The organism is Cytobacillus pseudoceanisediminis (assembly GCF_023516215.1).
GTDB classification, from domain to species: Bacteria; Bacillota; Bacilli; order Bacillales; family Cytobacillaceae; genus Cytobacillus; species Cytobacillus pseudoceanisediminis.
The window spans coordinates 1,934,230-1,955,088 of sequence record NZ_CP097349.1; the positions used below are offsets into that span (position 1 = coordinate 1,934,230).

The 20,859-nt window shown below is 41.1% G+C and carries 16 protein-coding genes and 2 pseudogenes; 4 read left to right on the plus strand and 14 right to left on the minus strand.

What is annotated here, in order from left to right; translation table 11 throughout:
- Nucleotides 1–65: 65 nt before the first annotated feature.
- The 3 genes from M5V91_RS10335 to M5V91_RS10345 all read left to right on the plus strand — a co-directional run bounded on the left by M5V91_RS10335 (nt 66) and on the right by M5V91_RS10345 (nt 2,064).
- Nucleotides 66–1,007: a nucleoside hydrolase gene (locus M5V91_RS10335; protein ID WP_217025157.1), complete on the plus strand. Its 942-nt coding sequence runs from the start codon at nt 66–68 to the stop codon at nt 1,005–1,007.
- Nucleotides 1,008–1,450: 443 nt separating this feature from the next.
- A complete protein-coding gene (locus tag M5V91_RS10340) occupies nt 1,451–1,636 on the plus strand; it encodes a hypothetical protein (RefSeq protein WP_284522089.1) in 186 nt (61 codons plus the stop codon).
- An 11-nt stretch (nt 1,637–1,647) separates the two neighbouring features.
- Complete coding sequence (locus tag M5V91_RS10345; protein ID WP_284522090.1) at nt 1,648–2,064, plus strand: hypothetical protein; 417 nt, start codon at nt 1,648–1,650, stop codon at nt 2,062–2,064.
- 42 nt (nt 2,065–2,106) lie between these two features.
- Here M5V91_RS10345 and M5V91_RS10350 read toward each other — a convergent pair whose 3' ends face one another.
- Together M5V91_RS10350 and M5V91_RS10355 are read right to left on the minus strand one after the other, a co-directional pair.
- Nucleotides 2,107–2,892 carry a glucose-1-dehydrogenase gene (locus tag M5V91_RS10350; protein ID WP_009330474.1) on the minus strand — a complete coding sequence of 262 codons (786 nt, stop codon included), beginning with the start codon at nt 2,890–2,892 and terminating at the stop codon, nt 2,107–2,109.
- A gap of 19 nt (nt 2,893–2,911) precedes the next feature.
- Nucleotides 2,912–3,766: a GRP family sugar transporter gene (locus tag M5V91_RS10355; RefSeq protein WP_009330475.1), complete on the minus strand. Its 855-nt coding sequence runs from the start codon at nt 3,764–3,766 to the stop codon at nt 2,912–2,914.
- 295 nt (nt 3,767–4,061) lie between these two features.
- Between M5V91_RS10355 and sstT the strand changes: the two genes are divergently transcribed.
- Complete coding sequence (gene sstT / locus M5V91_RS10360) at nt 4,062–5,294, plus strand: serine/threonine transporter SstT (RefSeq protein WP_019382012.1); 1,233 nt, start codon at nt 4,062–4,064, stop codon at nt 5,292–5,294.
- Nucleotides 5,295–5,407: 113 nt separating this feature from the next.
- Here the strand turns inward: sstT and M5V91_RS10365 are convergent, their stop codons facing one another.
- From M5V91_RS10365 to M5V91_RS10420, 12 genes and pseudogenes are all read right to left on the minus strand, one after another.
- On the minus strand, nt 5,408–5,803 hold the full coding sequence (locus tag M5V91_RS10365; protein WP_019382011.1) for a VOC family protein: 396 nt from the start codon (nt 5,801–5,803) through the stop codon (nt 5,408–5,410).
- Between the two features lie 596 nt (nt 5,804–6,399).
- Nucleotides 6,400–6,723 carry a class I SAM-dependent methyltransferase gene (locus tag M5V91_RS10370; protein ID WP_284522091.1) on the minus strand — a complete coding sequence of 108 codons (324 nt, stop codon included), beginning with the start codon at nt 6,721–6,723 and terminating at the stop codon, nt 6,400–6,402.
- A gap of 291 nt (nt 6,724–7,014) precedes the next feature.
- Complete coding sequence (locus tag M5V91_RS10375) at nt 7,015–7,914, minus strand: NAD(P)/FAD-dependent oxidoreductase (protein WP_251175766.1); 900 nt, start codon at nt 7,912–7,914, stop codon at nt 7,015–7,017.
- A 63-nt stretch (nt 7,915–7,977) separates the two neighbouring features.
- The gene (locus M5V91_RS10380) at nt 7,978–8,418 is read right to left on the minus strand and encodes an Rrf2 family transcriptional regulator (RefSeq protein WP_284522092.1); all 441 of its coding nucleotides are present in this window, start codon (nt 8,416–8,418) and stop codon (nt 7,978–7,980) included.
- Between the two features lie 185 nt (nt 8,419–8,603).
- Nucleotides 8,604–10,162 (minus strand): annotated as a pseudogene (locus M5V91_RS10385) (SLC13 family permease).
- Nucleotides 10,059–11,239 (minus strand): annotated as a pseudogene (locus tag M5V91_RS10390) (glycerate kinase family protein). The pseudogenes M5V91_RS10385 and M5V91_RS10390 overlap by 104 nt, the downstream one beginning before the upstream one ends.
- 243 nt (nt 11,240–11,482) lie before the next feature.
- Nucleotides 11,483–12,064, minus strand: coding sequence for an SRPBCC family protein (locus tag M5V91_RS10395; protein WP_284522093.1), 582 nt, complete (start codon nt 12,062–12,064; stop codon nt 11,483–11,485).
- Nucleotides 12,065–12,078: 14 nt separating this feature from the next.
- Nucleotides 12,079–12,855 carry an SRPBCC domain-containing protein gene (locus M5V91_RS10400; protein WP_251175768.1) on the minus strand — a complete coding sequence of 259 codons (777 nt, stop codon included), beginning with the start codon at nt 12,853–12,855 and terminating at the stop codon, nt 12,079–12,081.
- Between the two features lie 281 nt (nt 12,856–13,136).
- A complete protein-coding gene (locus M5V91_RS10405; RefSeq protein WP_284522094.1) occupies nt 13,137–14,495 on the minus strand; it encodes an IS1182 family transposase in 1,359 nt (452 codons plus the stop codon).
- Between the two features lie 138 nt (nt 14,496–14,633).
- Complete coding sequence (locus M5V91_RS10410) at nt 14,634–19,022, minus strand: TIM-barrel domain-containing protein (protein WP_251175462.1); 4,389 nt, start codon at nt 19,020–19,022, stop codon at nt 14,634–14,636.
- A gap of 33 nt (nt 19,023–19,055) precedes the next feature.
- Complete coding sequence (locus tag M5V91_RS10415; protein WP_251175461.1) at nt 19,056–20,009, minus strand: 1-phosphofructokinase family hexose kinase; 954 nt, start codon at nt 20,007–20,009, stop codon at nt 19,056–19,058.
- Complete coding sequence (locus tag M5V91_RS10420) at nt 19,996–20,826, minus strand: tagatose bisphosphate family class II aldolase (protein ID WP_251175464.1); 831 nt, start codon at nt 20,824–20,826, stop codon at nt 19,996–19,998. Before M5V91_RS10420 ends, M5V91_RS10415 begins: the two co-directional genes overlap by 14 nt.
- Nucleotides 20,827–20,859 lie beyond the last annotated feature (33 nt).

The window sequence follows — 20,859 nt, forward strand, 5'->3', positions numbered from 1 at the left end:
TTAAAACAACATATTAAAAGTCATTTATGAATATTTTTGTATAAGCAATTTAGGGAGGGGTTTAAATGGCGAAAAGAAAAACGAAGAAAATTTTATTATTTTGTGACCCTGGAATTGACGACTCTCTAGCGATCATTTATACATTGCTGGATCCGAATCTTGAACTGGTCGGACTTGTTACAAGCTATGGAAATGTAACTGAGGACCAGGCAACAGCAAATGCTTATTATCTGCTAGATCTGGCTGGACAAAAAAATATTCCTATTATTCCTGGTGCTGCTCAGCCTGTTCAGCAGGAAAAAGTTACGTACTATCCGGATATCCATGGAGCCGAAGGGATTGGACCTATTCAGCCTCCTGCTGATATGAAATATCAAACCTATCCATTTGATACAATAGGTATCCTTATTGAAAAGTATCAGAAAGACTTGATTATTGTTGATACCGGAAGATCTACTAGCTTGGCGATAGCTTTTATACTCTTTGACGAACAGATCAAGCAAGTGGGAGCTTTTTATATCATGGGCGGTGCTTTCTTTGTTCCCGGGAACGTTACACCTCTTGCGGAAGCCAACTTTTATGGTGACCCTACCTCTTCCAATTACATTTGTAAATATGCCAATAACCTTACGATTACACCTCTAAATGTAACAGAATTCGCCTTATTGACCATGGAAACAGTGGAATATGTAACTAATACAGCTACAAACCCTTTCACCATTTTATTAAAACCTATTTTCGAGTACTATTATAAAGCTTATCAGAAGCTGGTTCCCGGGATTCAAGGAGCCCCTATTCACGATCTGCTTACTATCATGATCATTAATAATCCTGCTATAGCAGACTACATTTATTACGACGTAAGTGTTATAGATGGAACTGTAGAGGGAAAGGGTCTATCATACATCGATATCCGGCCCGGCAGCCAGAAGGGAAAGACCAGAATAGCCGTTAAACTTGACTACGATGGCTTTATCAATGAGTTTCTCAAAGTTATGCTTGGATAAAATTATGAATGTCTGATGCCGCCTTCGCTGCTGACTCCCTTAGCAATTTGTATGTCCCCCCTGCAGGTTCAAATTCCTCATGTATTGAAAAGTTAACTGCAAAGTTATAGATCATTTTAACCCGATTTCTGCTGCAGGATTTTTTGTCCAGCCTGATTGTATACTCATTTAATAATTTTAACAAATGGACCTTTCACTCTTATATCGAAAGGAAATATTTAATACTTTGTCCGCATCCCGTTCATAGTTTGTTAACATTTAAGTATTACAATGAATTTGTACCGAAACATCATACAGCCCTTTTTTCTTTACCCCTTCAGGTCCGGCCCTTATTAAGAGGCCGGATTTTTTTATTTATGTCTTTCACCCTTCCAAAAATTTAATCAGCCTTCATGCTACTATTTTCCTTGTAGAGATCAAGATAACTAACTGGAGGGATTAATATGAAACATAGGAAATTAGTAAAATTAGCTGTGGCAGGTTTGGTGTCTGCATTGTTTCTAACTGCGTGCGGTGAAAGCAAGGGTGTATCAACAAAAAGCAAAACAGAGGAGAATGGCGAGGAGCAAAGTGCAAAGCCTGAGGAGAAAAAGAAGAATCAAAGGCTGGCTCCCGCTCCAATCCGATAAAAGTAAATGAGATGGCTGCGATTGAAACGGTCACATACGATGATTCATCAAATGAATATAAAACAAAGATTGAGCTGTCAGTAGAAGAGGTCATTCGCGGACAGGATGCACAGGTCAAACTGAAGGAAATGAATGAGTTTAACGAGGATGCACCTGAAGGATATGAATGGGTTCTTGTAAAAAGCAAAGTAATAGTTGCCGACTCTGAAACAGAGGACCATCCATTCACGATCGATGGAATCATGAACTTTAAATTTGTCAGCGAGAGCGGCGATACTGTCGCAACAGCAGAACCTGATTTTTCTTTTGAAATGTATAAAGGAAACGAGAAGGAAGGGTATATAGCCGGTTTAGTAAAAACCGGCGAGGATGCCAAAATGGAATATGATTCCTGGGTAGGAAATACCGTGTTTTTTGATTTGAAATAAAACTTCAAAGCCCCTCTCATTAGTGAGAAGGGCATTTTTCCATCATCCTTTTCCCGCCTGGAATCCGGGATATTGTGTCATGCCTCCGTCAGCATATAATGTCAGTCCGGTGACATAGCTCGCTTCTGTGGAAGCCAGCCACACTGCACAAGCTGCGATTTCTTCGGGCTTCCCGATGTAGCCCATAGGAATGAGCTCAAGGACACCTTTTTTCAATTCAGGATCTGAGAATTTTTCAGCATTAATCGGTGTATCAATAGCACCAGGGGCAATGCAGTTCACCCTGATTCCGTGCGGGGCAAATTCAAGAGCCAGAGTCTCGGTCATCAATTTGACCCCGCCTTTGCTTGCGGCATAGTGAACAAAATGGGGCCAGGGAATTTCCTGATGAACAGATGACATATTAATGATCGAGCCTTTTATTTTGTTTTCCAGCATATAATCAAGGGCTTCCCGGCAGCCAAGAAATTGTCCCGTCAAATTCGTCGAAATAACTTTATTCCAATCCTCAAGGGTGAGTTCTTCAGATGGGACTTCATTTTCGATTCCCGCGTTATTGATCATGACATCGAGGGAACCGAACGTGTTAATTGCATGGGCAATCATTCTTTTAATATCCTCTTCCTTTGTAACATCCCCCTGGATGGCAGATGCACTTCCGCCTGCATTTTCAATCGTTTCAATGATTCCCTGCAGTTCCTGTTCCTCATTAAAATAATTGATGACAACCTTCGCTTTTTCAGCACCGAATCGCTCAGCCATTGCCTTCCCTAGCCCGGTAGCTCCGCCGGTAATGACGATAACTTTGCCTTCAAGACTTGGATACATAAGATCCGCTCCCTTATTTTTATTTTTTCGTAAAGCCCAGCAAAACTCCACCTGCGATAATAAACAAACAGCCCAGGAGAACCATAAACACCTGCTTTTTGCTTTTGCGTTCATTTAAAAAGAAAAGCCCGCCAATGGTCGATATGACAATTCCGGTCTGGGAGAGTGAAAAGCTGGTGGCAACGCCGATTTTCGGCAGTGAAAGCAGCAATCCCAGATTCCCCGTGCTCCAAATCAGTCCCGTAATGATATTCCTTATAGCAAATTTGTTATATGGCTTGCGGCGCAGAGTTATGAGGAATGCTCCTGTTACCATCCCAATCGCCTGCGGCAGAATCGCAGACCAGCCGTCAATATCAAACCAGCGGATTAAAACGACATACCCCACAAAACCTGCCGTCGATAAAAGCAGTACAAGCAATCCTTTCTTGAGACTTTTTCCCTGTTCCTTGTCATCCCCCTGTTTCAGAGAAGTCAGAACGGCACCAACAATGATGCAGACAAGAGAGGAGACCCCGATGATAATGCTCATCGTTGTTTCCCATTCTTTAAAAATGAATACCCCAAAAAAAGTTGTTCCAATAAGCTGCAGACCTGTGGACATCGGAGCTGTCTTGGCAACTCCCAGATAGCGGACTGCCCCAAACTGATTTTTCTGCCCGATTGACCAGAACAAACCAGAAATAAAGCCGACTGCCCAAACAATATTGGACAGATCCGGCCTCTTGAAAAGATAGACAGCGATGGCAAATAACAGGGCACCTATTGTCGTACCAAGTGTCTGGCTGTCCTCGTCACCGCCAAGCTTGTTGCTGACAAATACAATGCTGCCCCAGGAAACCGCTGCTATGAGGGCTAGTAGAATTCCAGTCATGGTGTATACCTCATCTTTCGATTATATGTACATTTTTAGATTGCGGCTATAGAAAGGCTCTTATTCCACAAGCAAAAAAAGTATTAAATTCTTTATTATTCTTTCCACAAAAATAAACAAGTGAAACCAATAGCATCAGCAATCTTTCTTAATAAAAGCTGTTTGACAGATATTTCAATATAATAATTTATCGCACAATTTATAATATTTGTGTTAAACTAACAAATATCACTGTCAAATAACAGTGACAAGCAATTATTCTCTTTTATATAATAATCACTTCGGAGGGAATTCTATGAAAAACGCAATCAGCAAGTGGAACCAAATAAGCCTGGTCAAAAGAATTCTGCTGGGCATCATCGCAGGTGTCGCCCTGGCTTTGACCATTCCTAAAGCAGCGGGATGGATCACTATCTTCGGCACTCTTTTTGTAGGTGCATTAAAAGCTGTAGCGCCGGTATTGGTATTTTTCCTGGTAATGCACGCCATTTCCAAGCATAGAAGCGGCCATAAGACGAATATGAAATCTATTATCGCCCTTTATGGATTAAGTACTTTTCTGGCTGGATTTGTAGCAGTTGTTGCCAGCTTTATTTTTCCGGTTACCCTGTCACTTGCTCCCGGAGCTGAGGATGTAACACCTCCTGGAGGGATAGCAGAAGTTCTTCAAACTCTTCTGACTAACGTAGTGGACAACCCGGTCAATGCACTGATTAATGGTAACTATATCGGTATTCTGACTTGGGCAATTCTCCTCGGCATTGCTTTAAGAAAATCTGCTGATACAACAAAAAACATGCTCGCAAACTTCTCAGATGCAATCTCGACTTTAGTAAAATGGGTAATTAGCTTCGCTCCAATCGGGATCATGGGTCTCGTGTTTGATGCGATAGTCACCAATGGTCTTTCAGCATTGCTTGATTACGGAAAACTGCTTGCAATCCTGCTCGGTTCTATGTTCTTTATTGCTCTTGTTGTGAATCCGCTTATCGTATTCTTAAACATTCGCAGGAACCCATATCCTCTAGTATTTAAATGTCTGAGAGAAAGCGGAATGACAGCATTCTTTACGCGCAGCTCAGCAGCGAACATCCCTGTAAATATGAGCTTATGCGAAAAGCTTGGGCTGGATGAAGATACTTATTCCGTATCCATCCCATTAGGCGCAACGGTTAACATGGCAGGTGCAGCTGTTACAATTTCTATTCTGACTCTTGCTGCTGTCCATACACTAGGCATTCAAGTGGACTTTGCAACTGCTCTTATCCTTAGCGTATTAGCAGCAGTATCTGCCGCAGGTGCATCAGGTGTTGCAGGCGGTTCGCTTCTTCTCATCCCTTTAGCAGCCAGCTTATTCGGAATACCGAACGACATCGCGATGCAGGTTGTGGGTGTAGGATTCATCATAGGAGTTCTTCAGGATTCTTGTGAAACGGCCCTTAACTCGTCATCAGATGTTCTATTTACCGCAACTGCTGAATATGCAAAGAAACGCAAAGAAGGCAAAATTGTAAAAATCAGTGCCTGATTACGAAATACAGTTGCCAGTCCTTCTGGCTCCTAAACAAAAAAGCCCTCTCATGGAGAAGGCTTTTTCAATTATGTATTTTTTCCATTTGATGATATAAGTTTTAGATAGATTTACTTGGCACTTGCATCCGGCTGGTGAATTCCGAAAATATTCCCTTCAGTATCCTTATAATAACCCTGCCAAGCCATTCCAGGAAGAGCATACTTCGGCAATGCGACAGTGCCGCCATTCTCAATGATTCTGGCTTCAGCTGCATCATAGTCCTCCACACCCATCGTGCAGGCATATCCGTTTAACGCTTGATTAGCTTCTGGTGGTGGTCCCTGTCTTTGCAACAGAGCACCGTTAATGCCAAGTTCTTCTTCATTTCCAGTCACTGCTCCATAATAAGGCATTCCGGCATACTCACTCCAATCCTGAAATGACCATCCGAATACCTCGCCATAAAACTTCTTGGCGCGCTCCATATCGTCCACATGAACTTCAAAATGAACTAATCTGCCCATAGTCTCCTCCTTTTAATTTCGTAATCGCTTACAAATCTATTATAATGCCTATGGAAAAAAGTACAAGGCGCCTTCTTAACCTCTTATTGCTCTTGTTTCTGAAAATAAACAAAAAGATTCGTTAACCAAATTGATACGGGTGCTACAGAGAAATAGGTTAGATACAAGTAAAAATAGACGGTTCCTATTTGCAGGATAAATAGGAGAAAAGGATACGCTTGATACAAAAGTAAAAATAGCACTCAAAGTTTATTTATAAACACCCTTATACAAAATCAAATACAGCACCGGAACTAAAGCGAGTAGCGTTCTCTGATGGTATCAGTGCAGGTGAACGTTTTCCTTCCCTGTGCAAACCCGACAACGTTTATAAGTATGAAAATAAGAAGCGAATGAAACCAAAATTGATGAGTACTCCAGCTCGAGTATTGATTCCAATTATCGCTAGATTGATTTCATAGCCATGTCTCACTCCTTAGGTCTATACTGCCCGCTAAAGAAATGGAGAAGTTCACAGCTCTTCCTCATTTTTCAATTATAATTTTTTAGATATAATCATATAGATGGCATCTGTTAAAAAAGCTTCATGGATACATTCAGCCCTGCAAGTTTAATTGCTTCTTCCATTTCAGATGAAGCAATTCTGGGATGTCTTTCTTTTGGAAAGTCTTTCTTTTCAATTTCGATACATACGAAATAGCCGCCAGGCTTAAACACTCGTTTATTTGCCCCAGTGCACGTAGTAAGGATGGCATCTCATGGAGAACTAATGATGCAAGTGCAAGACCAATACTATTGTCGGGTAATGGAATATGATTAATACTTTCTTTTAGTATTATGATATTTTCATTTTTTCCTTTTCCGCTTTGGGGTTTGATCACATCCAGCATATCTCCATCAATATCTAATGCATAAACCATTCCAGCTGTGGCTCTTGCTGCGGACTGTAATATTACCAGTGCCAGCACCTATATCCGAAATCGTGTACGTATTCTTAATAGGGATCATTCACAGCAGTTCTTTAGTGGAATATCACCTCTTATTTTGGATTTTCCAGAAATTCTATTTTTCTTTCTGCACGTTCCATTTTTTCTTCCATATTGATCAACTCTTCCTTTGGACAATTTGTAACTCACCAAATAATATTAATGGATATTACAGACACACATACTCTTTAATTATAGTAAAAAAAGTTTTACTTCCAACACCTTTTAAAAATCTTCATTTACTAAATCATGAACGATTCCTATAGCCGCTTTACTTCCCTCACTGGCAGCAATAATCAATTGTGAAGGTGCCAGGATAGAATTATCACCACTGGCATAAACACCTTCAATATTTGTTCGGCCAAGGGTGTCTGTTTCAATTCCTCCCATATTATTCATCTTGCATCCTAATACTTCTGCAAATGGCGCAGCTTGGGTTAAACCCGTTGTGACAAAGCCTCCAGCCCTAAAAAGTTCATTGCCATTTCTAAATTTTATTTTGGCCAAGCGCCCGCTTTCCCCTTCTAAAGCAGCTATCTCATCATCAAATACCCTTATTTGTTTTCTTATTAATATTTCTTTTTGTTCTTCCGAAAATATCAAATTGCCATTCGTACAAACAGCAAGATTATTACTCCAATTTGAAATCATTTTTGCCATATGGAAAGCACGGTTATCCTCTGAGATTAGAACTAATGGGCGGTCTCTTAATTCCCAGCCATCGCAAAATGGGCAACTAAATAAGGTTTTGCCATAAAACTGGTGAATTCCTTCAATTGCTGGAAGTTCATCTTTTAGACCTGTAGCCAAAAGGACCTTTCTGGAGCGAAAGCTTCTGCCGTCTTCTGCACGAACCACGAAAGCATCATTTTCTTTCTTTATATCAGTAACCCGCTGGTTCTCCATTGTGATGTCAGGATAGTTCATTAAATCTTCCCTGGCAATTCTCTTAAACTCAGAAGGTTTGATGCCATCCCTTGTAATAAAACCATGAGATTCGTGAGTTACCGCATTTCTGGGTTTATTCTCATCAAAAAGGATAACCTTTTTCCTTGCCCTTCCAAGAACAAGTGAAGCATTTAATCCGGATGGCCCTCCGCCGATAATGACACAATCTAACAGCATATTTATTTCCTCCTCAATTAAATATATTATAGACTTTTAATATCTATGATTATCACAAAAAAATTACTTAGACTGATTACAATTCTTTTTTTTTTTTGTGGAATCAATCTCTTTTGCAATATCAGAAATATATTTTGTATTCAGCTCATCTTTCATCTTTTTCTCAGCTTCAAACATTACCTTTTCAATTAAGCAATCTTCATTTTGTAAATCATCATGTTCCAAAGAACAATGAAACAAGGTGGTGTGCCCTTCGATGGCATGAATGACATCCAGAAAGGAAGTTTTACGCGAATGGCTTACAATGCTGTATCCGCCCTTAACACCAGGAGTTGATTCAATAAGGCCTGCCTTTACAAGTTTCGTGAGAATTTTCGACAGGTAGGTCGGGGAAAGATTTTGGATTTTAGCCAGCTGTTCAACGCCAACAGATTTCCCCTTGGGTGTTAAAGTTAAATATACCATTGTGTGCAATGCATAGTTGGTGGCTTTTGAATATTTCATTTCCTATCTCCTTTATGAATACATTAAAGATCTTTAATGTCTACAATTAACTTTACCCTAAATTTAAGTAACATTCAAGCACACTATCTAATTTTCCCTAACCAGTTCGTTCGGTTCATCCTAATTAAATATATTTCCAATTCAAATGAAAAACCGCATTTTTAAAAACGCGGTAAGTATTTCAGTCAATATAGACTCATACCCGTCCACTGCCAATAAGTACAGTAGAAAATAACTGCAATGGCAATGTAAAGGGGCATTAGGATCGCACTTAACTTAGCTAAAATACCTGCATCATAACTTAATTCATCATCTTCATAAAAAAGGAGAAGTGCCTTAGAACTTACTGGAAAAGTGATGCAGTAGTTCATGCCAATTAAACTGATAAAGACGGCTGCGTATGGATTCATTCCCATTGACTGACTAAACAGAATGATCCCTGGAACCAAAATAATTGCCCTTGTTGTATGGGATGTAATGTATAAATGGCTGGTGACGGTGATGATAAGGATTACTGCTGCCATAATCCAATCCGGAGCATCAGTGAAGATTTGAAGAAAACCTGTAATCTTTCCTTCCATCCAATCTGCCACACCATTTTCAACAAGAATTTTTCCTAGTGCGGATGCTGCTGCAACAAAAAGAATCAAATTCCAAGAAACTGCTTTAAGCCCCTGTTTCCAGGTAATTACACCCATATTCGGCATGGTCAGCGCAATTGCCCCGATTATGGAAACAAATGCAAGATCATATCCATGGAAACTGTCAGTCATCCATCCTATGATCAGAAGAGAAACTATTATTAGAGTTTTAATTTCCGCTCCTGTAAGCGGCATTTGAGGTGGCGTATCCTGTATATTAGGTATAAAAGGTGATTCTTCCAATTCCTTATCGCTCCTCACCATCCACTGAACGGCTATTGAGCTCACGATTGTCATGATCAATGCAAAAGGCAGTCCCCACATTAGCCACTGCAAATAAGAGATGGATTGGCCAGCCCCAGTTTCCAAAAGACCAACACCAATGACATGGGAACCAGCACCAATAAGTGCTGCCGATGTACTCATTAAAATGACAATAGGTATAGTGATTGTTAGAGTTTTTTCTCTTTTACGGTCAGCCTGCTTGCCAGATGAATAATGACCGGCCTTGCCATGGCAGCTCTGGCGGATGTTGAAGGTATAAAAAAAACAGAGGCGAAAAGAAAGGATATCATCCCACTTTTCAGCTTTGCCGGCGTCCGGCTTTTTCCTAAGATAAACTGAATGAACCGTCCGGTTAAACCTGATTGTTCAACTGCCTCCCCTATGATAAATGCCCCCACCATCAGCCATACCACTTCCTCCGAAAGGGACAGATATAATAGCTCCTGACTCGCTCCATTCATTAAAATGATGAATACGATGCTGGCAAATGCAATGAATCCAGCAGGGAGTTTTGTTGAAATCCATAGTGTTACAGCGGAGAGAAATATGAAAATCGATAACTTTGCTTTATAATCAACCCCATCAGCGAACGCAATCAACAGAAAGAAGAAGACATGGGCGCTGATTATGGCCAGGCTTCTCCCGGAAATACAGTCTATAAGCATAATTAATGGATGGCCGGATTGCCCATGCTTTCCCATTCTAGTCTGCATATTAGACTGCCCCTTCATTGACCCGGTTTCTGCTGGCCATTTTATAGCCAATGTCCACTTGCCGCATGACTGATTCTGTACTGTCCTCAATCCACTGAGGAGCATACAGAATTGCTTTTTCCAGAGATGTCGGCTTTGGAATTATGCTCAAAAAGGCATCTATGCCGGCATCATAATTCAAGGATGCCCCTTTTCCAACCGAACCTGTGATGGCTATGACGGGTATATCGTATTTTTTGGCAATTCTGGCGACTTCAGTCGGTATTTTTCCATTTGGAGTCTGGAAATCGATACTCCCTTCCGCTGTCAGCACGATGTCAGCGGAAGCAATTTTTTCTTCTATCTTTATGTATTTTCTTATAAGGCTGAAACGAGGATGAAGCACTGCCCCAGCAAAAACAGCCAAACCTGCCCCGAGCCCTCCTGAGGCACCGCTTCCCTCGAGGTATCTGACATCGAACCTATAACTTTCTTCTAAAAGTTTCGCATAGTGCTCCATGGCTTCGGATAATATTTTTACCTGCTCTTTGGTTGCACCCTTTTGCGGGCCAAATATCCTCGCTACTCCATTGTCCCCGCATAAAACATTTTTCCAATTGCAGGCCACGTCAATTTCAATTTGCCTGACTCGCTTGTCCATGTCTGAGTCATCTATTTGCTTTATTCTTAATAAATCAGCACCTCCCTTTATTTCGGCTACATTTCCATTACCATCCAAAAACCGGACACCAAGTGCCTGGGCCATCCCTGCCCCCCATCTGAAGTGCCGGAGTCGCCGCAGCCGATCAAAATACGATCAGCTCCAAAATCCAAAGCAGCAAGAATCAGTTCCCCTACCCCATAAGTAGTCGTCAGTAAAGGATTGCGCTCCTGCAGGGGAACATGCTTCAGACCTGCCACTGCAGCCATCTCTATAACAGCAGTCATTTCACCATTTTCTGCAAAAATGCCGAAATGGGCATTTACCTTTTTGCCGACAGGACCCGTCGCATCTACGTAAATCAAGTGACCGCCTTTTAATCTCGTAATGGTTTTTGCAAACCCTTCTCCGCCATCAATCATAGGAATTATTTCAATGTCGGCTTCCCCGTTATAACGCTGCGCTCCCCTTTCCATCGCCAGCGCCACATCCTCCGCATCCAGGCACTCTTTAAAACCAGACGGTATAATCACAATTTTCATTTAGCTTTCCTCCTAAATTAGTTAGTAATTGTAATGTACCTTCCAAAAACTAGAATTCTTTTAAAATATCATTAAAAAATGATGAGAATGGCGCTGCCCCTATCTGCTAAAAGGAGCATCTACTATAAATTAGTTTTATAAAAAAGGGGAACATAACCAAACTAAGCCGCCCTAAATAGGACGGCTTAGTTTGATTTGATAGGGATTGGACGGTTTTAAAATTGCTAATTGAATAATGAGGCATTAGTATCGCCATATGTATGCTTTAAGGTGAAAACTGCAGCTTATTAATAAGGTGCCCAGCCCTTTAAACAGCCTTTTTAAAGCTGCATAGGGCATACACCTTATGTGAACCCACAGAAAAACCTTCCTGCCGGATGGATGATAAAAATTATTTTTCAAGTATGGCTTTGATTTTTTTAAATCCTTCATATTTGCTCTTCTCATCATCGGTTCCATCAATGGAGACATGACCTTATTAAACCCTTTTGGGTTCCCTTTATTTCTTAATGTCATGAGGGTATGATTTTCATCGATCGCTTGCCATGTATAGATAGTCTCCATTGGAAATGGTCCATTTGCAGTTTTCATTACCAATATTTCATCTGGAATATAATCAGTAATTTCGTAAACATAAGCAAGTTCCCGGCCAAGAAACTTCGCTCTAAAAGCAATCTGTGATCCTAGTTGAAGCGGTTTTGGTGTCTTCCACTCAACAGCATGTATATTGACATACCATTCAGGAGCATGATCGGGATTTGAAGCATACTCTGACACTTGTGAAGCAGGACAATTAATTGTTATTTCTGTGATTACATCTACCATCTTGTCCTCCAGAATTAGTTCGATTCTACGTATTTTTTTAGCAGGGTTCCAAGCAGGTATTCCCATCCCTTGGAATGCTCCTCTTCCCATTGCTCCTGAATAACACCAGAGGCTGTATGGGAAAGCTGCAGCAGCGTCCCTCCTTCTTTCTCAAGAAGACGATACGTATAGGCACTGTTTACCGCTCCATGCATGCCCAGATGGCCGTGCAGCCGTATTTCTTCAGGCGCATTCACATAGTATACATTCCCCCAGACTGCGCCTTCTTTTTCACCCCATTTTTCGGTGAATTGCCCTCCTGGAACAGGCACAAACGTAAAGTGGGATGTTACTCCTTTTGGAGCTATGCGAAACTCCCACCACTCTTCCACCTTTTCGGTTAATGCCCTAAATACTTCTTCTCGTGGTGCATCAAGAAATATCTCCTGTTCAATGCGAAACTCCTTTGCTGAATCCATCGGATTGTCTCCTCCTTTATCTTGAACGGCCCTCCGTAAATTCAACAGCGAGCTGGCTGCGGATTTCATGTATTTACCTACCCAGCGCTCATGCATTTCCTGAAGGGGCACTGCATTAAGAAAATGCCTTTTATATTTTCCTTCTCTCCGTACCAAAACTAATTTGCCTTCCTCTAAAATATTTAGATGCTTCATAATGGCATACCTTGTAACTTCAGGAAAATAGTCGTTAAGTTCTCCGGTCGTTCTTGGCGATTTCTTAAGAATATCGAGAATTTCCCTGCGGATTGGATGTCCCAATGCCTTAAAAACGGTGGAAAGCTCGTCGCTCATTACATCGGCCCTTTCGTTATAAATAAAAGTTTAACATGTGACGTTATGGTAACATGTTGATCATCACCAGTCAAGATAACCATGAAAACCCCTCTATCTAAATCCGTTGTTACTTATAAATTGATTTCTTAAATCCTAACGAAGAAAAGCCATGGAACTATCCATGGCTTCAGTTTGTAGACAAAAAGAGTTCGGAATAGTCTCATTCCGAACTCTTTTTTTCATTTTTTGTAGGACTTCAAGTAATTACAGAGAATTGCAGACCTCTCCGAGGTTATCATTTAGGCCATTTCTGGACCTTGCCAAGTCCAGGTGGCCATTTTCTTCAAATTCATGGCAGCGAAAGTAAGCATCGCCTGCATCGACATTTTTTTAAGTCCCCTGAGGGTTGTCCAACGCATGCCATGCTTTTCTTTTGCATCTGCGAATACTCGTTCAATTGTTTCTTTGCGTTTTTCATAGATCGGTTTGACGTCTTGATGGTGGCGAAGATGATCTGCTTCTTCCACATGTTCCTCCCACACATGACGTTGAATCAGTTTTTGATGTGCTTGACTCTGTGTGCATTGAGACAAGAAAGGGCATCCAGCACAAATTCGAGGATCTGATTTATATTGACGATACCCTTCCTTTGTAGTTGTAGTATATTTTAATATCTCACCAGTTGGGCAAATGTAACAGTCAAAATGCTCATCATAAACATACTCATGTTTTCTGAAGAAACCCTCTTTTGTGCGAGGTCGTGTGTAAGGTAAAGCAGGTGTGATGTCGTTTTTCAATAAGTAGCTCGTGATAGCAGGTGTTTTATAGGCTGCGTCTGCCGCAACAGCTTTTGGTTTACTAACTTTCTCAATAACTTGTTCTACCAATGGCTCTAAAATATGACTATCATGCGTGTTACCAGGGGTTACAATTGCGCCTAACACGAAGCTGGTGCGGTCTGCGGCCGCATGGAAAGAATAAGCGAACTGTTTTGTACGCTCATCTTTTACATAGTAGCCACTCTCTGGATCTGTTGTACTTTCCTTGATTTCTTTGTATTCTTCTTTATCAAACTTATCTGGTGGAAACGGCTTTTTTCCATGATCCTCGCGGTCTTGGTTAATCTCCTCTTGAAGGCGTTCTTGATAAGCACGGGTTTCTTTTCGAACAACTTTCTTTTCAAATTTGCGTTTATTTGCACTCGCTTTTACATGAGTAGAATCTACAAAAACGTGTTCAGCACTAATTAAATTCTTTTCAGCTGCGGTTTTTAAGATTCGGTAAAATATTTGTTCAAAGAGATCGGTGTCTTTAAATCGGCGCTCATAATTTTTACCGAAAGTTGAGAAGTGAGGAACTTTATCGTGAAAGCCATATCCTAAAAACCATCGATAAGCCATATTCGTTTTCAATTCTTCAATTGTTTGACGCATGGAGCGAATACCGAAGGTATATTGAATAAATGTGAGTTTAATTAATATTACAGGGTCAATACTTGGGCGGCCTTTTTCTGAATACTTATCTTTTACCAAGTCATAGATGAATGAGAAATTAATCGCCGCTTCAATTTTGCGGACCAAATGGTCCGCCGGTACAAGTTCGTCTAAAGCAACCATTTCAATTTGATCCCGTTGAATTGGATTATGTTTTGAAAGCATTTAAATCACCTCAAGCATTGTATTACTTCTATTTTAAAATAAAAAAGACTGCAGACAAGCACGATTTTCATCGAGTTTGTCGACAGTCTGAAGCCATGGAACTATCCATGGCTTTCTTCAATTCTTTTTTAATTGCTCTCAATTGGCAGCGTTTCTCTTCCAGAATTGCACTTCTGCAACTGAAAGCATAAGCGGCCCACTATGAGATTCTTCAAATATTATTTTGAACTTAACCATTTTCTTGCCGGATGGCATTTGAGTATGTTCAGCTAAATCGCAGGTTACAGATTTATCGCTTGACCCGACTTCCATTCTACCCAAATCATACTCATTCCCTTCTTCATCAAAAGCTTTTGCACGAAGGGCTTTTATTTTCCCATTGGTATAAAGCGGTCTGTTGAATACTTCAAATCTGGTAAGTTCTGTTGGACTATTAAAGCTGAAATCAACCTCTAATGGAAGAGAAATACCATCGGCTTCCGTAATGCTCCACTTAAGCTCAGCCAGGGAAGATTCACTTATTTCACCGTCAATTAACCGCGGGAAGGCTTCAGCACCATCCTGCATTTTATCTGCTTCACCAGATACAGCGATATCCCTTGCCGTCATGAGCAGTTCCTTCGGCTCTTCAGGCTGCTCGACTTCTCCAGGCTCTTCTCCAGGCTTTAAAACCTGACCGATTTCATCGATGGTATCAAAGCTTGTATTCACAAGCAAGGATCTCGTAATCGGTATATCAAACTCTAAATCTTTCTTCGCTTTTAGCTTAATGACTGCCAGAGTTGATGTGCCTTCTAACGTTTCAAAAGAACCTTTGTTTGAAAAAGCAGCCATAATTCTTTGCTTCTCATTGCCTATTCCTGCAAGAATTGAATAATTCAGCATATTCGCGGTAGAAGCAGCAGAGTCGGCAATTCTCTCCCCACATTCAGATCCTTCTAAACACTCTTTTACAATTTCATACTTATTTGGATCAATTTCAAGTTCAAGATTGAAGGCATTAATATCCTTCATCCCTGCACCTATTACCTCTACTGCAAACTCTTCCCCTGCTTTTAATTGCTGCTTATCAGGACGAATGCTCAGCAGTCCTGCTGCAGGACGCTTAGTCGGCTGGAGCTGTGTCTCACCAAGCTGTCCTGCTACATACATTAAATCATAAGAATCAATCACGCCATTATAGTTAATATCAACTTTGGACACCTGATCCCAAGAAGTATCTGTGGTGTCCACACCCATATAACTGGCAAAGAAAAGCAGGTCCTCTTCGTCTATGGCACCATTAGGTATATTTTCACCGACTACCATTCCTTCAGTTTTATCCTTTTTGTAAGGCCTGAATTCCTGTGCAGATCCGAATTTTCCCACAGCATCCTTAATCGTTAATTTAATATACCGTGCAGTTACCTCTTCGTTGAATTGAATCGTTTTTGTCTCATTGCTCCTAATAAAAGTGCCATCGGTAATAACATTTTTGTATGTCTTCCCATCAAGGCTGACATCCAGGTCATACTTAAGAATTGTTCCGTTCCCTGCATCCGGCCTAGGCACATACTCCAGCTTATCTAATTGATAGGCAAGCTTCATATCAATCTCAAAGGTATGAGGAAGAACGTTTCCTGACCCCCAAGCTGTATGCCATTGTGTTTTTTCATCTCCGTCTACTGCTCTCGATGCTTCGCTCCCAGGCTGATTGCTTGAGGCATTGGCTGTCATATTCTTCGGAACGTTTCTGAATCGATCAAGCTTGGTTTTTACGGTTATTTCATCACTCCAGTCTGATGCACCCTTTGTATTAACTGCCCGGATACTATATCTGTATTCTGTGTCAAAGTTTAGATTATCGTGCTCGAAAAACGGCTTCTCATTTTCTTTTTCGAAATAAACATTTTTGTATATCATTCCATTAATTTTAAGGTCATAGGAAAGATTTTCACCTTCAACTTTATTCCAATTAAGTTTTATGCTTTTATCTGTAATATTTTCATCTGCGGCTCCGAGTCCGTAAGGCACATCAGGCACTTCTGTATCTTTTACTTCTTTCTCTTGCGTGTTGTTAAATCCATTTACCGTAAGCATCACTTGATTCTTGGTTATATCCGTTTTTGCAATCTTTACAAATAACTTCGGTGCAGTAGTTACCTTTGTTTTGGCGAACTCAGAGCCTTCCGTTGAATATTTATTAAGATTCGGACTTTCATTGTAGAAATAAACATTTTCAGAGCGGCTGTATTCTTCCTCTGTTAACGCTTTTCGCAGTTTATTATTTTTGCCGCCAACCTTTACAGTTACAGATTCAGGCTGCTTTCGTGTATTAACGAGGAATTCGGTTCCTCTTTCCTTGACCATTCCTTTGTAGCCTTTTCCTTTTGCTTTATGAACGGTAATTTTTACTTTATCATTTGCTACGACAGATGAAATCCTGGTTTTTGTATTCTTCCCAGATTTGTAATCAGTTGTTTTACCGTCATCCTCGTAAAGAGTAAATTCAGATTTCCCTGCTGGATATATATCAAAAATTCGATTTTCAGATCCATCCAGCTCATTAATCGCATTGTTTTCAGGAGCCATTGGGATGATAGCTCCATTTTTCACGAAGACTGGTGTCTTCCACAATGGGGCGTCAAAATTATTTAAAACTGCTCCGCCCTGATACTGCTCACCTGTAAAGTAATCGATCCAAACCTGTTCAGAATCCGGTAAGTAGATTCCGTTTCTTACACCAGCTGCATGATCCTTTTCATTGTAGACAGGCGCTATCAGTAAATTTGGCCCCCACATATATTGGTACTGTGTATCAGTGCCATACGTAAATGGATCTTCTGGATACTCCAGCATCATTCCCCGGACAGAAGGCATAGAGGTAGAAGTGGATTCTTCTGCAATCGTATAAATGTATGGCATCATTTGCGCTTTTATCTTCAGATACATGCGGTTTATGGAAGTATAAGGTTCGCCAAAATTCCAAGGGTTTTTGGATTTGCTGTAATCGTTTCCGGATGACGCCCATCCATCCATATCAATTTGAATTGGCGAGAAAGCCTTCCATTGAAAATCTCTTGTCTGGATGACTGGATCTCCTCCAAAAATACCATCCATGTCCGAACCAACATTCGGATTGCCGGATAATCCCGCTCCAATGTATGTTGGGATATGCATGCGGATGTATTCCCACTCCCCTCCATACTGGTCACCAGACCAAAGAGTGGCATAACGCTGGGTGCCTGCCCATCCATCGAGACTAATCACAAACGGGCGTGCTCCGCCTGAGTTTTCCTGCTTTTCGATTCCTTCAGCAGCCTGGCGTGTTGCGTTAAGAGCCATGGAATAGCCCTGTCCTACCCATGCAACATCCGTTTTAACAGCTCTTACTCCCGCCTTCACTTCACCATCAAGATCCCTTCGCAATGGGCTATCCTCAGGCAGGCTCGGGTCTGGGTATAAATTGCTTTGTGTCCAGAGGCCTACTTCAACATCTTTCTCATTTGCTTCATCCGCAAATTTCTCCAAATTCTCTAATCCACCATAGCCGCATCCATAACCGTCATTCGGCAAAAACCAGCCGAGCGGCATATCCTTCTCCACATATTGATTTAATGTATCCAAGCCTTTGCCAAGGAGGGTTCTCTGGTCTTTATGACCGTTGTGAGTGCCATTAAAGCAATCTGCGTGCCCTAAATAAAACGCATATTCCGGCATTAATGCTGCTTCTCCAGTCAGCTCGGTATATTCGTTAATAATTTCCGGAATGGAGTCTTCAACAAAATAATAAGCGTCAAATCTATTTTCCTCATGTGAAAAAGTTGCCGTTTTGGAAAAGTTATAGACACCCGGCTTAAACGTATTTCTCATCACTCCATATCCTTCAGTGCTCAAGTAGAACGGAACAGGGCTTGATGCTGCACCTGCATCCCATCCGCCTCCGATGGAGATATTTACTTTATTATTTTTGTGAGAGTAGTAGCCGTTTTGCTGTCCTCCACCGTAAAAGTATTCACCATCTTTTGTATTAAGTGTCTGAACTGCGCTATTCGCTTCAAGAGAAAGCGGCTCCTTCTCACTCCAGATAACCTTGTTATTTTGTTTATTAATCATGCTCATTTTGGAGTCAGTTTTGGAGATTTTTAGTTCCAATATTTTTGTATATATCCTATAAAAATCGGAATCTTCTTTTACCTTTACGTTTACGGTTCCATATTCTTTTTGGTAGTCGTTTTTATCTTTATCCACGATTTTCGTCACATGGTCAGGCTTGTTAGGTGTTGGGTATTCAGGAAATTCACTGCTCGGATCCAGATGAAGCCTGAAAACATTGTCTTTCAGAAAGCTTAATTTAATTCCTTTTCCAGAAGAGAAATCAAGATAAATATCACTGCCTTCTTTTTGTATCCTACTAACTTTGCCGATGGAAGAAGTATCTGAATTTTCTTCAGCATCAGCCGCACTGAGTGGAATAAGCGATATGACCAAAAGGAATGAAAGAAATATAGAGGCAAATCTTTTCTGTTTATTTCGCTTTCTTAACAATATCCGGCACCTCCGCGATCTTTTGAAAAATTTTTATAAACTGCCTGACCAAGTTGAGTTTATTGAAATTTGTTCAATCAATGTATTCAAGTTTTGGAGATTTATATATCCAGTCCTCTCTTCCATTGCGTTTGCTGAGCCGCAAGCAGAAGCCAGGATCAGAGTATCCTTTACTGAATATCCTTTTGAAAGTCCAGCGGCAAAACCTGCAATAAATGAATCTCCGGACCCCACAGGGCTAACTGCCCGAATTTCTGCAGTTGCCACTTTCATCCGTTCCCCTTTATAATGAACGAATGATCCCCTTTCACCGTCTGAAACAATTACAATCTCTATGCCGTTCTCAGCTATCTTCTCCATCGATTTCCAGATTTCTGTTTCTTCCCGGCAGGGACGGCCAAGAAGCCCTTCAAGTTCCTCACGATTAGGTTTGATTAAATAAGGTCCATAAGACAGAGATTCGGCTAGTGCCTCTCCACTGGTATCCAGGAGAACTTTGACTCCATGATTTTTAGCCTCTTTTATCATCCATTGATAGAGGCTGTATGATACTCCAAGGGGCATTGAACCACTTACTATAAGGATTTGAGCTTCAGGTATTAAGATGCGCAAGCGCTGTTTTAACTCTTCCTGCTCCAAGACGGAAATGAAGGGCCCTTCCTCAAGAATTTCTGTCTGATTATTTCTGTTGTCAAGAAAGGCAAGACACTGCCTTGTTTCCCCTGCAATCTTCACAAATTCATCACGGACACCAAGGTTTACCAGCTCATTCCGGATAAAATCCCCGTTGCTCACCCCTAAAAAACCGGTTGCCGTCACACTTTCTCCAAGAATGCTCAACACCCTTGTAACGTTCAGTCCTTTTCCTCCTGCAGTTTTAAGGGGACTTTTCGTACGTGTGCTTCTTCCAATCTTAAGGTATTCCAGGCGGTAGACAGTATCTATAGCGGGGTTAAGGGTAACGGTTAGAATGCTAGGCTTTATCATTGCTGCCACACATAAGAATTTTTTCCTCGACTACCTTCTTCATCGCGTCTTTGCCTGGAGTCATATATTTTCGGGGATCATTTGCGTCCGGGTTCTCGATAAAGTATTGTTTGACCGCATTAGAAAATGGGATTTTTAGGTCTGTTGCAATATTTACCTTGCAAATACCGAGTTCTATTGTTCTCTTCACCATTGTGTCCGGGATATCGGAAGCCCCATGAAGGACGAGAGGAATAGAAACCATGGAGCGGATCTCATCCAGCCTATCAAAATCAATTTTAGGCTCACCCTTGTATAATCCATGTGCAGTTCCAATAGCAACTGCCAAAGAGTCAATCCCGGTTAACTCCACAAATTTTCCAGCCTGCTCCGGATTGGTAAACTTCGCGTCCTTTTCATCCACAACGAGGTCGTCTTCTACTCCCCCTAGACGGCCTAATTCAGCCTCAACAGAGACCCCATATTCATGGGCATAATCGACAACTTCCTTTACAATCTTGACATTTTCTTCAAAAGGATGATGGGAGGCATCGATCATCACAGACTTAAAACCAAATTCAATATATTTCTTGATTTCTTCAAAACTCTCAAAATGGTCAAGGTGGAGAGCGATCGGAATCTCATATCTTTTTGCTGCAGCATTTCCAATTGACACCAAATAGTCACCGCCTGAATAAGAAATGGTACCTGGTGTGGAAGCCAGTATGACAGGTGAGTTCAATTCTGCTGCAGTATCCACCACCACTTGGAATGTTTCAAGGTTGTGGATATTAAAGGCAGGAATCGCATATTCTTCTTGCTGGGCTTTTCTGAACATATCAATGGTGTTTACAATGTTATTTTTACTCAA

What these genes read in the sequence shown, in the direction of transcription:
- M5V91_RS10415 (WP_251175461.1), bottom strand. Translation starts at nt 20,009, where the DNA reads ATGATAAAGCCTAGCATTCTAACCGTTACCCTTAACCCCGCTATAGAT.
- M5V91_RS10400 (WP_251175768.1), bottom strand. Translation starts at nt 12,855, where the DNA reads ATGAGCGACGAGCTTTCCACCGTTTTTAAGGCATTGGGACATCCAATC.
- M5V91_RS10405 (WP_284522094.1), bottom strand. Translation starts at nt 14,495, where the DNA reads ATGCTTTCAAAACATAATCCAATTCAACGGGATCAAATTGAAATGGTT.
- sstT (WP_019382012.1), top strand. Translation starts at nt 4,062, where the DNA reads ATGAAAAACGCAATCAGCAAGTGGAACCAAATAAGCCTGGTCAAAAGA.
- M5V91_RS10335 (WP_217025157.1), top strand. Translation starts at nt 66, where the DNA reads ATGGCGAAAAGAAAAACGAAGAAAATTTTATTATTTTGTGACCCTGGA.
- M5V91_RS10420 (WP_251175464.1), bottom strand. Translation starts at nt 20,826, where the DNA reads ATGTTCAGAAAAGCCCAGCAAGAAGAATATGCGATTCCTGCCTTTAAT.
- M5V91_RS10350 (WP_009330474.1), bottom strand. Translation starts at nt 2,892, where the DNA reads ATGTATCCAAGTCTTGAAGGCAAAGTTATCGTCATTACCGGCGGAGCT.
- M5V91_RS10375 (WP_251175766.1), bottom strand. Translation starts at nt 7,914, where the DNA reads ATGCTGTTAGATTGTGTCATTATCGGCGGAGGGCCATCCGGATTAAAT.
- M5V91_RS10355 (WP_009330475.1), bottom strand. Translation starts at nt 3,766, where the DNA reads ATGACTGGAATTCTACTAGCCCTCATAGCAGCGGTTTCCTGGGGCAGC.
- M5V91_RS10365 (WP_019382011.1), bottom strand. Translation starts at nt 5,803, where the DNA reads ATGGGCAGATTAGTTCATTTTGAAGTTCATGTGGACGATATGGAGCGC.
- M5V91_RS10340 (WP_284522089.1), top strand. Translation starts at nt 1,451, where the DNA reads ATGAAACATAGGAAATTAGTAAAATTAGCTGTGGCAGGTTTGGTGTCT.
- M5V91_RS10395 (WP_284522093.1), bottom strand. Translation starts at nt 12,064, where the DNA reads ATGGTAGATGTAATCACAGAAATAACAATTAATTGTCCTGCTTCACAA.
- M5V91_RS10370 (WP_284522091.1), bottom strand. Translation starts at nt 6,723, where the DNA reads ATGGTTTATGCATTAGATATTGATGGAGATATGCTGGATGTGATCAAA.
- M5V91_RS10380 (WP_284522092.1), bottom strand. Translation starts at nt 8,418, where the DNA reads ATGAAATATTCAAAAGCCACCAACTATGCATTGCACACAATGGTATAT.
- M5V91_RS10345 (WP_284522090.1), top strand. Translation starts at nt 1,648, where the DNA reads ATGGCTGCGATTGAAACGGTCACATACGATGATTCATCAAATGAATAT.